Source organism: Stenotrophomonas sp. CFBP8980 (assembly GCF_034046095.1).
Classification (GTDB): Bacteria; Pseudomonadota; Gammaproteobacteria; order Xanthomonadales; family Xanthomonadaceae; genus Stenotrophomonas; species Stenotrophomonas lacuserhaii.
Genome location: NZ_JAXCXF010000003.1, coordinates 147,805 through 160,746, shown reverse-complemented (window position 1 = coordinate 160,746; position 12,942 = coordinate 147,805). Strand labels below are relative to the sequence as shown.

Genomic DNA, 12,942 nt, shown 5'->3' with positions numbered 1-12,942 from the left:
TGCATTGCAACAGGTCGCGAACCGCCGGATTCCGGAGCCGCAGACCGCCAGGACACTGCATGGGTCCCTCCCCCCGTGCAGTCGCAGGACCCGACAGATCCCTCCCTCTGTCGGGTCCTTTTTTTTGCCTAGGGCCGTGCCCGTGGCAGGCCGAACCGGAACGCCGCACCCTGCGCGGTCTCCAGCAGGGCGATCTCGCGCCCGTGCAACTGCACGATGCGCTGCACGATCAGCAGGCCGAGTCCACCGTTCTCGCCACGCCGCGGCCCGAGCGCTGCAGGCGCCTGGAACAAGGTGGCGCGCACCCCCGCATCCACGCCCGGACCGTCATCACTGACCGTGACCCACACGTTGTCCGCATCGGCCGCCAACGCAACCTGCACGTGTCCCCCCTGCGGCGTGTGCCGCAGCGCGTTGTCGATCAGGTTGGTCAGCACCCGCTCCACCAGCCCGACATCGGCACGCACCAGCGGCAGTCCCTGCGGAAATTCGGCATCCAGCTGCTGGCCTTTCGCCTGGGCGGACAACTCGAATTTCTGCAGCACGTCCTGCAGCAACTCCGGCAGGGCGAACACTTCCCACTGCAGCTGCACCTGCCCGTGCTCCAACCGCGCCAGCTCGAACAGCGCGCGTGCCAGCCCGCCGACCTTGGCACTCTGCGAAAGCGCGATTGAAAGATAGCGACGACGCTCGTCCACGCTCAACGTCGCCTCCTTCATCGCCAGTGTTTCCAAGTACCCATGCAGCGACGCCAGCGGCGTGCGCAGGTCATGCGAAATATTGGCCACCATCTCGCGACGCTGCAGGTCCTGCTGCCGCAGCTGCTGCCACTGCTCGCCCAGCCGGTGTGCCATCTGCGCGTGGGCATGCTCCAGGATCAGCAGTTCGTCGCGCTCGTCCTCGCGCAGGGCGGGCAGCGAAGGCAGGTCGGTGGGCGCATCGATGTCGAACGACTGGATGCGCCGGGTCAACTCACGCAGCGGGCGGGTCACCCAGTAGAACGCCACCAGTCCGGCCAGCATGCCCAGCACCGCAACCAGCGCCACCGACCACAGCATGGTCCGCCACTGGCTGCTCGCGGCCAGGTCGTCGGCGAGCATCTGGCGCTGCTCGCCCACCAGCACCACGTACACGTAACCCGCCGCGCGGCCCTGCACCACCAGCGGGGCCACGCTGAAGACCTTGCGCCCGCGTTCGCTGCGCGGATCATCGCCGAGGATCGGCAGCGGCGCGCCGGCCAGCAGTGCCTGCAGCGGCGCTACGTCCACCCGGCCGCGATGCAGGTGGCCACTCGGCGCATCGTGGCCGAGCACGCGGCCCTGGTCATCCAGCAGGTATACCTCCACGCTGGGATTGACTGCCATCAGCTGGCCGAACAGCGCGCGCACTTCCGGCTCGCGCATCCCGGCCTGGTCCATCAGCTCGCTGCGCTGGGCAATATGCCCGGCCAGCCCCAGCGACAGTCGCTGCACCACTTCCTGCTCATGCCGCAGCGCCATCCGCATCTGCATGCCCAGCAGCGCCAGGCTGCACAGCACCAGCAGCGCAGCGAACACCGCGGCCAGTTTCTGCCACAGCCGCAGGCGCAACCTCATGCATCACCTCCGGCGGCGCCGACCAGCTTGTAGCCGCGGCCCCACACCGTGAGGATCTGCTTCGGGTGGGCCGGGTCGGCTTCGATCTTGTTGCGCAGCCGGTTGATGTGGGTGTTGACCGTATGCTCGTAGCCATCGTGGCCATAGCCCCACACCTGGTCCAGCAGCTCCGCGCGTGCGAACACCTGCCCCGGATGGCGGGCGAAGAACAACAGCAGGTCGAACTCACGCGGGGTGAGCTCCAGTTCCCTGCCGGCGTGCAGCGCGACGCGCGCCAGCGGATCCAGCCGCAGGCTGCCCAGCTCGATCGCCCCGGCGTCCAGGCGCGCGCTCTGCGCCATCGCCTCGGCACGCCGCAGCAACGCGCGCACGCGGGCCACCAGCTCGGGCATGGAGAAGGGTTTGGCCAGGTAGTCATCAGCGCCCAGTTCCAGCCCGACGATGCGCTGGGTCTCGCTGCCGCGCGCACTGATGATGATGATCGGCACATAGCGCGCCATCGCCCGTGCGCGGCGACAGATCTGCAGGCCATCCACGCCCGGCAGCATCACGTCCAGCACCAGGGCATCCCACGGTCCGTCCTGTTCCAGCAGCCGCATGCCGTCATCGCCGCTGGCGGCATGCACCACCGTGTAGCCCTCGTCGGCAAGGTGCAGGCGCAGCAGGTCGGCGATATGGACGTCGTCTTCGACGATCAGGACACGCTGGGCATCAGTCATGGAGATAGCGGCAATCAGGAAGCGTAAGGGCATTGTCAGCGCAGGCCGACCCGGATGTATCACGGAAAATTGAACTCTCTGTGAGGATTCGTTGATCCGCCGGGGCGCAGCATGGCCCCATCGTCCCTGCTGGAGATGGCCATGTCACTGTCCCGACGTCACCTGCTTGGCCTGGGGGGCATGGCCGCTGCCGCCAGCGTGCTGGGCATCGGCGCCTGTAGCCGTGCCGCGCCGGCCGCCGCCGAAGCCGCGCCTGCCCGCCGTTTCGAGATCATGCGCAGCGACGCCCAATGGAAGCAGCAGCTGACCCCGGCGCAGTATGCCGTGCTGCGCCAGCAGGCGACCGAGCGTGCGGGCAGCAGCCCGCTGGACCGCGAAAAGCGCCGCGGCACCTTCCACTGTGCCGGCTGCGCGCTGCCGTTGTTTTCCTCTTCGACCAAGTTCGAAAGCGGCACCGGATGGCCCAGTTTCTGGGCGCCGCTGCACGATGCCGTCGGCGAACAGCGTGACACCCTGTTCGGCATGGTGCGCGTGGAAATCCACTGCCGCCGCTGTGGCGGACACCTGGGTCATGTCTTCAATGATGGCCCGCGTCCGACCGGACTGCGCTACTGCATGAACGGTGCCGCGCTGACCTTCGAGCCTGCCGCCAGCACCGATGCCACCGATGCCGGCAGCGCCTGGCGGGTGCCGGTCTGATGCCTTTTCTTTTGTTGATGGAGCGTCGCTGATGCTGTTGCTGCTGGCTTACCTGGGGGGTCTGTTGACCCTGCTCAGTCCCTGCATCCTGCCGGTACTGCCGTTCGTGTTCGCGCGTGCCGGCGGCTCGTTCCTGCGCAGCACCCTGCCGCTGCTGCTGGGCATGGCGATCACCTTCACCGTGGTGGCCAGCCTGGCTGCCGTGGGCAGTGCGTGGGTGGCACAGGCCAACCAGATCGGCCGCTGGGTCGCCCTGGTGGTCATGGCGGTGTTCGCCCTGGCACTGCTGTGGCCGGCCTTTGCCGACCGCCTGCTGGCACCGTTCCAGCGCGTCGGCGCACGCCTCAGCGCGCGTGCCGATGCCGCCGACGACGCCGGCCGTGGTGGGGCCGGTACGTCGCTGCTGGTCGGCATCGCGACCGGCCTGCTGTGGGCCCCGTGCGCCGGACCGATCCTCGGCCTGGTGCTGACCGGTGCGGCGCTCAACGGCGCCAGTGCCAGCACCAGCAGTCTGCTGCTTGCCTATGCCCTGGGCGCCGTCACCGCGCTCGCGCTGGCGGTGTGGGTGGGCGGCCGGGTCTTCAATGCGCTGAAGGCACGCCTGGGGCTGGGCAATGTGCTGCGCCGTGTGCTCGGCGTGGCGGCGCTGCTGGCGGTGGTCGCCATTGCGATGGGCTGGGACACGGGGGTCCTCACCCGGTTGTCCGCGGTCAGCACGGCACGGCTGGAACAGGGCCTGCTGGATGCGGTGCCCGGCGCGCAGGCGGGCGGTGTGGCGATGACCAGCACCGGCGCAGCCGCCGCTGATGTGCCGCTGCCGGTCGAAGGCGAGCTGCCTGCCCTGGAAGGCACCACCGGCTGGCTCAACAGCCCGCCGCTGAACCGCGAACAACTGCGCGGGAAGGTGGTGCTGATCGACTTCTGGACCTACTCCTGCATCAACTGCCTGCGCGCGATGCCGTTCGTGCACGAATGGGCCGAGCGCTATCGCGACCACGGCCTGGTGGTGATCGGCGTGCACACCCCGGAGTTCGCCTTCGAGCGCAACCCGCGCAACGTGATGCGTGCGGTCGAGCAGCTCAAGGTCACCTACCCGGTCGCGCTGGACAACGACTATGCGATCTGGCGAGCGTTCGAAAACCGCTACTGGCCAGCGCATTATTTCGTCGATGCGCAGGGCCGCATCCGCGCGCACCAGTTCGGCGAGGGCAACTATGCGCACTCCGAGCAGGTAATCCGCCGGCTGCTGCAGGAAGCGGGCCAGACCAACCTGCCACCGCCGGCCGATCCCACCGCCGCCACCCTGCAAGGCGTTGCCGAACAGGCCGACATGGGCAACCTGCGTTCGCCGGAAACCTACCTCGGCCATGCGCGTGCGGAACACTTCGCCTCACCCGGTGGCTTCCGCCGCGATCAGCCGTTCGACTACGACCTTCCGCAGCGGTGGGCGCTGAACCAATGGGCGCTGCGCGGCCGGTGGTCGGTCGACCAGGAGTCGGCCACGCTGGCCTCGGCGGGCGGACGCATCGCCTTCCGCTTCCACGCCCGCGACCTGCACCTGGTGCTGGCGCCAGCGGCAGACGGCAAACCCATCCGCTTCCGCGTGCTGCTGGATGGCAAGCCGCTGCAGGCCGCCGATGCCGGTGGCGATGTGCAGCACGACGGCACTGGCGTGGTCGATGAGCATCGCCTGTACCAGCTGGTGCGCCAGCGCGCGGACATCGGTGAGCACCTGTTCGAGATCGAGTTCCTGGACCCGGGTGTCCAGGCCTATGCGTTTACGTTTGGCTGAGGAGGTCGCATGAAATTCTCATTGGAACAAGGCATCGCCGCGGCAGTGGCCGCGCTGGTGGTAGGTGCGCTGGTGGTGTTCGCGGTCGATGCAGGCCCGGCCATCGGCGCGGGCATGGCACCGGCGCGCGCCGTCGAAGAAAGCCGCGCCCTGCCCGCTCCCACCGGCGTGGCGGCGTACAAGGACGAGCGCACGCAGGCCAGCGTGGTATTCGCCGGCGGCTGCTTCTGGGGCGTGCAGGGCGTGTTCCAGCACGTCAAGGGCGTGGGCAACGCGGTCTCCGGCTATATCGGCGGCGACGCATCGACCGCGCGCTACGAGATCATCAGCAGCGGGCGTACCGGCCATGCTGAAGCGGTGCGGGTGGACTACGATCCTCGCCAGGTCAGTTATGGCCAGCTGCTGCAGGTGTTTTTCTCGGTGGCGCACGACCCGACCCAGCTCAATCGCCAGGGGCCGGACCACGGGACACAGTATCGCTCCGCCATCTTCAGCGACGATGCCCGCCAGCAGGCCGCCAACCGTGCCTACGTGGGCCAGATCGGCGCCTCTTTCTCATCCCCGGTGGTGACCGAACTGGGCAGCGGCAAGCGCTTCTATCCGGCTGAGGCCTACCATCAGAACTACCTGGAGCGGAACCCGCAGGCCGCTTACATCCGCTACTACGACGCACCCAAGCTGGTGGCCCTGCAGCAGCGTTTCCCACAGCTGTACCGCCGCGAACCGGTGCTGGTGCCGATGAAGTAAGCGGGAAAAAAAGAACGCACGTCCATCAAGGGCGTGCGTGGGGGAAATGCCGGAGCTGATGCCAGCAAGGCCGGAGCTGATGCCAGCAAGGCTGCATCGTAGAGCGAAGGAAAACAGGGGTACAGTGGCAGGCTCCCCCTGTTTGGTTGGATACAGATGGACGCCCAGGCCGCGCCGCCCCGCTACCAGCAACTGGCCGATGAGCTGTCCCTGGCGATCCACGCCGGTCGCCTGCCCAGCGGTGCGCGCCTGCCCTCGCTGCGGCAGATGGCGCAGCAGCGCAAGGTCAGCCTGAACACGGTGATCGGCGCCTACCGGCAACTCGAAGATGCCGGGCTGGTGGTGCCGCTGCCGCGGTCCGGCTTCGAAGTTGCCGCCCGCCTGCAGGTTCCCCGTCGATCGCTGCGGGATGCACCCTCCGAGCCCACTGCGCCCAGCCAGCCGGCGATGCTGGCACGGGTGCTTGCCGCCCAGCAGCGGCCACAGGTGCTGGACCTGGCCTTCGCCGGCCCGCGCGGTCGCGTCTTCTATCCCGGCGTGCAGCTGCAGCGCGCAACTGCGCAGGTCCTGCGCCGCAGCCTGGCCACGGTGGAAACGTATGCGCGGCCGGATGGCTCGCAGGCCCTGATCCGGCAGATCGTGCAGCGCGGCCCGCGGATGGGCCTGCACACCGTGCCCGGCCGGATCACGCTCACCCATGGGGCAATGGAGGCCCTGCAACTGGCGCTGCGCGCGGTGACTGAACCGGGCGATGCGGTCGGCATCGAAGCGCCATCGTATTTCAACCTCTACCCCCTGTTGGCCAGCCTGGGCCTGCAGGCGATCGAACTGCCCACCCACCCGCAGCGGGGCCTGGACGTGGAAGCTCTCGATGCGCTGCTGGACACCACCGCACTGGCCGCGCTGGTGGTGATGCCCACGGTGCACAACCCGCTGGGCTGCACCATGCCGGTGGCGGCCAAGCAACGCCTGGCCGAACTGGCCAATGCACGCCGCCTGCCGGTGATCGAAGACATCGTGTACGCCGAACTGCAGCACAGCGAACCGCTGGAGCCGCTGCTGAAGGCCTTCGACCGCGACGGCTGGGTGATGGTGTGCGCGGGTTTTTCCAAGACCCTGGCACCGGACTACCGTGTCGGCTGGCTGGAAGGCGGGCGTTTCATCGACCGCATCGCGCTGCTCAAGTTCCATTCCAGCGGTGCCGAATCAAGGCTGCTCGGCGATGCGGTCGCCGCCTTCCTGGAAGCCGGCAACTACGAACACCACCTGCGCCGCATGCGCCGCCTGTACCGCGAACAGACCAGCAAGGTGCGGCAGCTGGTTGCCCAGCATTTCCCGCCCGGCACGCGGGCGACCGAACCCACCGGTGGCTTCCTGCTGTGGCTGGAGATTCCCGGCGTGGACACCGGCGAGTTGTTCGAACAGGCACTGGCCGAGGACATCGTGTTCATGCCCGGCCAGATGTATTCGCGCGGCGCGCGCTACCGCCACTGCCTGCGCCTGTCCTGCTGCCAGGAGCTGGATGCGCGTTACGTGGCGGGCATTGCGCGGATCGGGGCGCTGGCCACGGCACTGGCCGCCAGCACCGTCGTGCCTTGCTAGACTGGCGGCATGTTCGCCACTTCTTCGCTGACCGGCAGCAAGCCGGAACAATACGCCCAGCTGCTGGACCAGGCCCGTGGCCTGGTGCATGGCGAGAGCGACCGCATCGCCAACGCGGCCAACCTCTCGGCGCTGATCTACCACGCCGTGCCCCACCTCAACTGGGCCGGCTTCTACCTGTTCGACGGCACCGAGCTGGTGGTCGGCCCCTTCCAGGGCCTGCCCGCCTGCGTGCGCATTCCGCTGCACAAGGGCGTGTGCGGTGCGGCCGCCACGGAACGCGTAACCCAGCGCGTCGACGACGTCGACGCCTTCCCGGGCCACATCGCCTGCGATTCGGCCTCGCGTTCGGAACTGGTGGTGCCGCTGGTCAAGGACGGTGCGCTGATCGGCGTGCTCGACCTCGACAGCCCGCTGCTGGCGCGCTTCGATGCCGACGACCAGGCCGGCCTGGAAGCGATCGCTGCTGTGTTCGTCGACGCACTGCGATGAGCACCGTGCAGCTGCGCAACATTGGTCCGAAGAGCGCAGCATGGCTGCGCCAGGTCGGCCTGCGCAGCCGCGAAGACCTGCTCGCCATCGGCTCGGTGGGGGCCTTCGTCAAGGTTCGAAGGGCCGGCTTCAAGCCCAGCCTCAACCTCCTGTATTCGCTGGAAGGCGCTTTGCTGGACTGCCACTGGCAGGACCTGACCGAAGCCCAGCGCAGCGCGCTGGTGCACGACTACGAGGCGCGCATCGCCCTGCAGCCGCTGAAAGCGCCGGGGCCTGCCTCCGGCCCGGTGCGCGAACAACGCTTCGACGACAACAACGACTGACGGGGTAGTGACGGCCGCTGGCCGTCAACCTCTTTCCGCTGACCCCGCCGAGCATGGCTCGGCGCTACCGGTACCGGTCGACATCACCGCGAGGGTAGCGCCGAGCCATGCTCGGCGAGCGCAGCGGCGCCGCGGGCCTCCCGCCCCACTTTCAGGGCTGCTGCAGTTCCAGCAACTCGCCCCACAGCCCCGCATCTCCGCGCTCCACCCGCAACCGCAGGCGCGTGCCGTGGTCGATGCGCAGCGCCCAGCACAGTGCCACCGGCAGGCCACACACCTGCGACAGCACCATCCGCAGCGGCCCTCCATGGCTGACGATCAGCGTCGGTGCCGCGTCCTGCTCTTCTTCCTCATCGAACAGCCGGTCCAGCGCGCGCGCGATGCGGCGCTCGAAGCGACCCCAGCTTTCGCCATTCGGCGGGGCGAACGCATGCGGATCGCGATGGAACCCAAGCAGTTCCTGTTCCGGCAGGGCCTCGATCGCCAGGCCGTCCCAGTCGCCGAAATCGAGTTCTTCCCACTCTGCATCCGGCTGCACGTCCAGCCCGCGCGGCACCGCCAGCGCGACCGCGGTATGCAGCGCGCGCAGGCGTGGCGAGCTGATCACCCGCTCCCACTCATGGCCTTGGTAGGCCGCGCACAGCGCATCGTGCGCCCCGGCCAGCAGCGGCCGGTCGGTGCGACCGTCCAGGTGGGTGTCGCGGCCGGTGCTGGCGTGGCGGACCAGGTCCAGGATCATCGCTTGGCCCCGCTGCACCGGTCCGGGATCAGCGGGCAGGCACCCGGGCCTTGGGACAAGGGGGCAACGCAGTACGGCATGGACGTCATGGGCAGATCTGGAACGAAACAGGGGCCATTCTAGTGCACCGGCGCACGCGGCCTGCATCACCGCACGCGATGGCTTAGACTGCGCGCACTTCAAGGTGACCTGCGGCGTCGGCTGGCAGGTTGAAACGGGAAGCCGGTGACGCATCCAGGTGATGCCACTCCGGCGCTGCCCCCGCAACGGTAAGCACGTCACAAGCGGACCTCACGCCACTGTGCCCCCGGGCATGGGAAGGCGTCCGCCCGGTGGACCTCCACCGACGGCAAGCCCGGAGACCGGCCCGGAAGCACCAGGTTGCGATGCGGTGGGCATCGGCGACGGCCACCGCGTCCTGCGCGGTGCGCATCGCCCTGTCTCCGCGTTGCAGCTCCCTTTTTGTCCGCGCGGGCGTGCGCGGCAGTTGGAGTTACCCCATGACATTGCAGTCCCGAATCCTCTCCCTGGCCGTGCTGGCCGCACTGCCTGGCGTGGCTGGCGCACAGAACGCGGCCACCGCGCTGGACCAGGTGCTGGTCACCGCCACGCGTACCCCGATCGCGCTGGCCGACAGCCTCAGCCCTGCGCAGGTGATCGACCGCAGCGCCATCGAAGCCAGCCAGGCCACCTCGCTGCAGGACCTGCTGCGCGGCCGCGCCGGCATCAACCTGGCCAACACCGGCGGACTCGGCAAGCAGACCTCGTTGTTCCTGCGCGGCACCAATTCCTCGCACACCGTGGTGCTGGTCGATGGCGTACGCATCAACACCGGTGACTTCGGCCTGGCCATGCTGCAGGACCTTCCGCTGGCGCAGATCGAACGCGTGGAGATCGTGCGCGGCCCGCAGTCGAGCCTGTACGGCGCGGATGCGATCGGCGGCGTGGTGCAGATCTTCACCCGTCGTGATACCGGCGGCTTTGCACCGCACCTGGAACTGGGCGGTGGCAGCAACGGCCTGCGCCAGGCCAGCGGTGGCATCGGCGGCGGCACCGAGCGCGGCTGGTTCGGGCTGGATATCGCCTACCAGCACAGCGACGGCATCGATGCGTGCCGCGGTTCGGCGGCGACTTTCCAGGGCTGTGGCGCGGACGAGCCGGATCGCGATGGCTACCGCAATCTCTCCAAGAGTGCGCGGGGTGGCTACACGTTCAACCCACAGTGGAGCGTGGAAGGCAGCGCGCTGCGTGCCGAAGGCGAGAACCACTACGACGGCTACTACAACTACTCTGAAACGCTGCAGCAGGTGCTCGGCGGCAAGCTCCGCTACACCCCGTCCGAGCGCCTGGCGGTGACGGCCGGCATCGGCCGCAGCGACAATGAATCGGACAACAGCGGACCGTTCGATGCCTTCGGCAGCGCACAGACCCACCGCGACAGCGCCTCGCTGCAGGTCGACGCCAGCCTGGCCGACAACCAGCTGCTGAGCGGCGGCGTGGACTGGAGTGATGACAGCCTGGATGGCAGCAGCGCCGGCTACCTGGTCGACAGCCGTGACAACACCGGTGTGTTCGTTCAGTACCAGGGTCGCTTCGGCCGGCACCAGCTGCAGGCCAGCGTGCGCAACGATGACAACCAGCAGTTCGGCAACCACACCACCGGTTCACTGGCTTGGGGTGTGGAGCTGGGCGCGGGCTGGAAGCTTACCGCCAGCCACGGCACCGCGTTTAAGGCGCCGACCTTCAGCGACCTGTATGACCCGTGGAGCGGGGTGGCCACGCTGGATCCGGAAAAGGCACGCAGCAGCAACATCGGCATCGCGCAGCAGGGCCAGGGCTGGCGCTGGGGCTTGGATGTGTATGAGACGCGCGTGGATGACCTGATCACCTACGACGCGGCCACCTTCCGCATGACCCAGGTGGAAAAGGCGCGTATCCGCGGCGCCGAGCTGACCGCCGCCACCACCTTGGCCGGCATCGACATCAACGCACAGCTGAGCTACACCGCCCCGCGCAACCGCACCGTCGGTGCGCAGTACGACAACTGGCTGGCGCGCCGTGCGCAGCAGACCGCGCGCATCGACCTGGACCGCCGCTTCGGCGACCTGCGCGTCGGCCTGACCGGCTTCGGCGCCGGCAAGCGCTACGACGATGCCGCCAACACAGTGAAGCTTGCGGGCTACGGCACCCTGGACGTGCGGTTGGAGTACGCGCTCAGCGATGACTGGTCGGTGCTCGCACGGGCCGCCAACGTGTTCGACCGTCGCTATGAAACCGTCGCTTGGTACAACCAGCCCGGGCGTGAATACCAGCTCAGCGTGCGCTACCAGCCGAAGTAACGCGCACGGTAGCGCAGCGCTCCGTGCGCGGAGACATTCCGCCGACCACGGCTCGGCGCTACCCACCAGCCCGCATCGGTAGCGCCGACCCATGGTCGGCGAGCGCAGCGGCCCGTGCGCGGAAACATTCCGCCGAGCACGGCTCGGCGCTACCCACCAGCCGCCATCGGTAGCGCCGACCCATGGTCGGCGGGCGCAGCGGGTGCGGTCGGCCGTTACCCGACTCTGCCCGCGCGCAACCCTGGCAACTGGCGCAGGTCGTCGACGACCGCCACGGCCTCGTTGTGCTGCAGGTCCAGTCCGCGGGGATAGCCATAACGGACCAGCGCCACCGGCATGCCGGCATCCAGCGCGGCGCGGTAGTCGGTCAACGAATCCCCCACCATCAGGCAGTCGCCGGGCGCGAAAGCAAAGTGCCCGGCGATATGCCGCAGTGGCTCGCCGCTGGGCTTGCGCTGCGGCAACGAATCGCCGCCCAGCACCAGCGCGAACCGATCGCCGATGCCCAGGTGATCCAGCAGCGGTTGTACCAGCGCACTCGGCTTGTTGGTGCAGATCGCCATCGGCACGCCACGTTCCTGCAGCTGCTGCAGGGCCTCGGCGACGCCATCGAACAGCCGCGGGCTGCGCAGCAGGCACTCACGGTAGTGCACCATGAAGCCCGGCATCACCCGATCCAGGTCGATCGTGCTGCCCGCCGCGGTGAACGCCTGCTCCACCAGCCGACGCACGCCGTCACCGATCCAGGTCAGCACGGTGGCTTCGGCCACCCGCGGCAGCTGCCAGTCTTCCAGCGTGCGGTTCAATGCTTCGGCGATGTCACTGGCACTGTCCACCAGCGTGCCATCCAGGTCGAACACCACCAGCGGATACGGATACGTCGCTACGTCGCTCACAGGCCTGCCATGTCATGCGGGGGAACCCGCAGTGTAACGGCCGCCCACGGCCGCTTCATTGACCGGCGCTGGCTAGCAGTACGCGGCAAACGCCGGGCTGGAGAACCGCTCCACCAGGAAGTCGACGAAGCTGCGCAGCAGGGTGGACTGCTGCCGACGCGAGGCATACACCGCGTGCAGCCCCATTGCTTCCAACGAGTAATCGGCGAGCAACGCGACCAGCTCACCGCTGGCCAACAGCGGATTCACCTGGTAGGCCGGCAGCATCGCGATGCCGGTGCCACTGCGCACCGCCTCCAGCAGCAGCGACGAATCGTTGGCACTGATGTTGCCGCTCACGCTGACCGCCACCTCGCGTCCATCCCGCTGCAGGCGCCACACGCCCTTGCCGACGTAATGGTGGGTCAGGCAGTTGTGCGTCGCCAGCTGTTCGGCGCTGTGCGGGGTGCCCTGCTGCTGCAGGTAGGCCGGCGCGGCGCACAGCACCGAACGGCAATCGGCCAGCCGACGCGCGATCAATGCCGGATCGATCTGCCGCGATATGCGAACCGCCAGGTCGATCCGCTCCTCCACCAGGTTGACGATGCGGTCCACCATCAACAGTTCGATACGCGCTTGCTTGTAGCGCTTCACGTAGTCGGCTACGGCCGGGGCCAGGTGCAGCTGGCCGAACGACACGCTGGCCGTCACCCGCAGCACGCCATGGGGTTCGGGATCCTGGCTGGCCAGCTCGTCTTCCAGTTCCTGGCGCATTCCACGCATCTGCTGGAAGCGCGTCAGCGCGATCTCGCCCGGGCCGGTCAGCGCGACCCGGCGGGTGGTCCGGTGCAGCAGGCGCGCACCCAGCCACTGCTCCAGCGCGGCCAGGTAGCGGGTAACCATCGGCCGCGACATGTCCAGCGCCTCTGCAGCCGCGGTCAGGCTGCCGCGCTCGGCCACTTCAATGAACACATCGATGGCGGTCAATCGGTCCATCTGCTCGATCCATGCAACAAACAT

General features: G+C 68.4%; 12 protein-coding genes and 1 riboswitch. Of the genes, 7 read left to right on the top strand and 5 right to left on the bottom strand.

Going from position 1 to position 12,942, the window contains the following annotated elements:
- Nucleotides 1-128: 128 nt before the first annotated feature.
- Nucleotides 129-1,595, bottom strand: coding sequence for a sensor histidine kinase (locus SOM47_RS09195; RefSeq protein WP_192084303.1), 1,467 nt, complete (start codon nucleotides 1,593-1,595; stop codon nucleotides 129-131).
- Nucleotides 1,592-2,314: a response regulator transcription factor gene (locus tag SOM47_RS09190; RefSeq protein WP_042614932.1), complete on the bottom strand. Its 723-nt coding sequence runs from the start codon at nucleotides 2,312-2,314 to the stop codon at nucleotides 1,592-1,594. Before SOM47_RS09190 ends, SOM47_RS09195 begins: the two co-directional genes overlap by 4 nt.
- A gap of 141 nt (nucleotides 2,315-2,455) precedes the next feature.
- Here SOM47_RS09190 and msrB point away from each other — a divergent pair, with 141 nt between their 5' ends.
- The 6 genes from msrB to SOM47_RS09160 all read left to right on the top strand — a co-directional run bounded on the left by msrB (nucleotide 2,456) and on the right by SOM47_RS09160 (nucleotide 7,969).
- On the top strand, nucleotides 2,456-3,013 hold the full coding sequence (gene msrB / locus SOM47_RS09185; RefSeq protein WP_192084302.1) for a peptide-methionine (R)-S-oxide reductase MsrB: 558 nt from the start codon (nucleotides 2,456-2,458) through the stop codon (nucleotides 3,011-3,013).
- 28 nt (nucleotides 3,014-3,041) lie between these two features.
- A complete protein-coding gene (locus SOM47_RS09180) occupies nucleotides 3,042-4,805 on the top strand; it encodes a cytochrome c biogenesis protein DipZ (RefSeq protein ID WP_320505476.1) in 1,764 nt (587 codons plus the stop codon).
- A gap of 9 nt (nucleotides 4,806-4,814) precedes the next feature.
- Nucleotides 4,815-5,552 (top strand): peptide-methionine (S)-S-oxide reductase MsrA, encoded by a 738-nt coding sequence (msrA, locus tag SOM47_RS09175; RefSeq protein ID WP_042614933.1) that lies wholly within the window; start codon nucleotides 4,815-4,817, stop codon nucleotides 5,550-5,552.
- Between the two features lie 156 nt (nucleotides 5,553-5,708).
- Nucleotides 5,709-7,154, top strand: coding sequence for an aminotransferase-like domain-containing protein (locus tag SOM47_RS09170; protein ID WP_414715784.1), 1,446 nt, complete (start codon nucleotides 5,709-5,711; stop codon nucleotides 7,152-7,154).
- Nucleotides 7,155-7,163: 9 nt separating this feature from the next.
- A complete protein-coding gene (msrC, locus tag SOM47_RS09165; protein WP_042614935.1) occupies nucleotides 7,164-7,646 on the top strand; it encodes a free L-methionine (R)-S-oxide reductase MsrC in 483 nt (160 codons plus the stop codon).
- Nucleotides 7,643-7,969: a TfoX/Sxy family protein gene (locus tag SOM47_RS09160; protein WP_192084301.1), complete on the top strand. Its 327-nt coding sequence runs from the start codon at nucleotides 7,643-7,645 to the stop codon at nucleotides 7,967-7,969. Before msrC ends, SOM47_RS09160 begins: the two co-directional genes overlap by 4 nt.
- Nucleotides 7,970-8,120: 151 nt before the next feature.
- On the opposite strand, the gene SOM47_RS09155 is transcribed toward SOM47_RS09160, so the two are convergent.
- Complete coding sequence (locus SOM47_RS09155) at nucleotides 8,121-8,708, bottom strand: histidine phosphatase family protein (protein WP_320505388.1); 588 nt, start codon at nucleotides 8,706-8,708, stop codon at nucleotides 8,121-8,123.
- A 165-nt stretch (nucleotides 8,709-8,873) separates the two neighbouring features.
- A riboswitch (cobalamin riboswitch) is annotated at nucleotides 8,874-9,093 on the top strand.
- A 115-nt stretch (nucleotides 9,094-9,208) separates the two neighbouring features.
- Here SOM47_RS09155 and btuB point away from each other — a divergent pair.
- On the top strand, nucleotides 9,209-11,047 hold the full coding sequence (gene btuB / locus SOM47_RS09150) for a TonB-dependent vitamin B12 receptor (protein ID WP_320505387.1): 1,839 nt from the start codon (nucleotides 9,209-9,211) through the stop codon (nucleotides 11,045-11,047).
- 215 nt (nucleotides 11,048-11,262) lie between these two features.
- Here btuB and gph read toward each other — a convergent pair whose 3' ends face one another.
- The gene (gph, locus tag SOM47_RS09145) at nucleotides 11,263-11,943 is read right to left on the bottom strand and encodes a phosphoglycolate phosphatase (RefSeq protein WP_320505386.1); all 681 of its coding nucleotides are present in this window, start codon (nucleotides 11,941-11,943) and stop codon (nucleotides 11,263-11,265) included.
- 72 nt (nucleotides 11,944-12,015) lie between these two features.
- Entirely contained in the window at nucleotides 12,016-12,918 is a 903-nt protein-coding gene (locus tag SOM47_RS09140; protein ID WP_320505385.1) for a LysR family transcriptional regulator, read from the bottom strand.
- Between the last annotated feature and the right edge of the window lie 24 nt (nucleotides 12,919-12,942).

Coding starts and splice junctions, on each gene's coding strand:
- SOM47_RS09195 (WP_192084303.1), bottom strand. CDS start 1,595: ATGAGGTTGCGCCTGCGGCTGTGGCAGAAACTGGCCGCGGTGTTCGCT.
- SOM47_RS09190 (WP_042614932.1), bottom strand. CDS start 2,314: ATGACTGATGCCCAGCGTGTCCTGATCGTCGAAGACGACGTCCATATC.
- msrB (WP_192084302.1), top strand. CDS start 2,456: ATGTCACTGTCCCGACGTCACCTGCTTGGCCTGGGGGGCATGGCCGCT.
- msrA (WP_042614933.1), top strand. CDS start 4,815: ATGAAATTCTCATTGGAACAAGGCATCGCCGCGGCAGTGGCCGCGCTG.
- SOM47_RS09170 (WP_414715784.1), top strand. CDS start 5,709: ATGGACGCCCAGGCCGCGCCGCCCCGCTACCAGCAACTGGCCGATGAG.
- msrC (WP_042614935.1), top strand. CDS start 7,164: ATGTTCGCCACTTCTTCGCTGACCGGCAGCAAGCCGGAACAATACGCC.
- SOM47_RS09160 (WP_192084301.1), top strand. CDS start 7,643: ATGAGCACCGTGCAGCTGCGCAACATTGGTCCGAAGAGCGCAGCATGG.
- SOM47_RS09155 (WP_320505388.1), bottom strand. CDS start 8,708: ATGATCCTGGACCTGGTCCGCCACGCCAGCACCGGCCGCGACACCCAC.
- btuB (WP_320505387.1), top strand. CDS start 9,209: ATGACATTGCAGTCCCGAATCCTCTCCCTGGCCGTGCTGGCCGCACTG.
- SOM47_RS09140 (WP_320505385.1), bottom strand. CDS start 12,918: ATGGACCGATTGACCGCCATCGATGTGTTCATTGAAGTGGCCGAGCGC.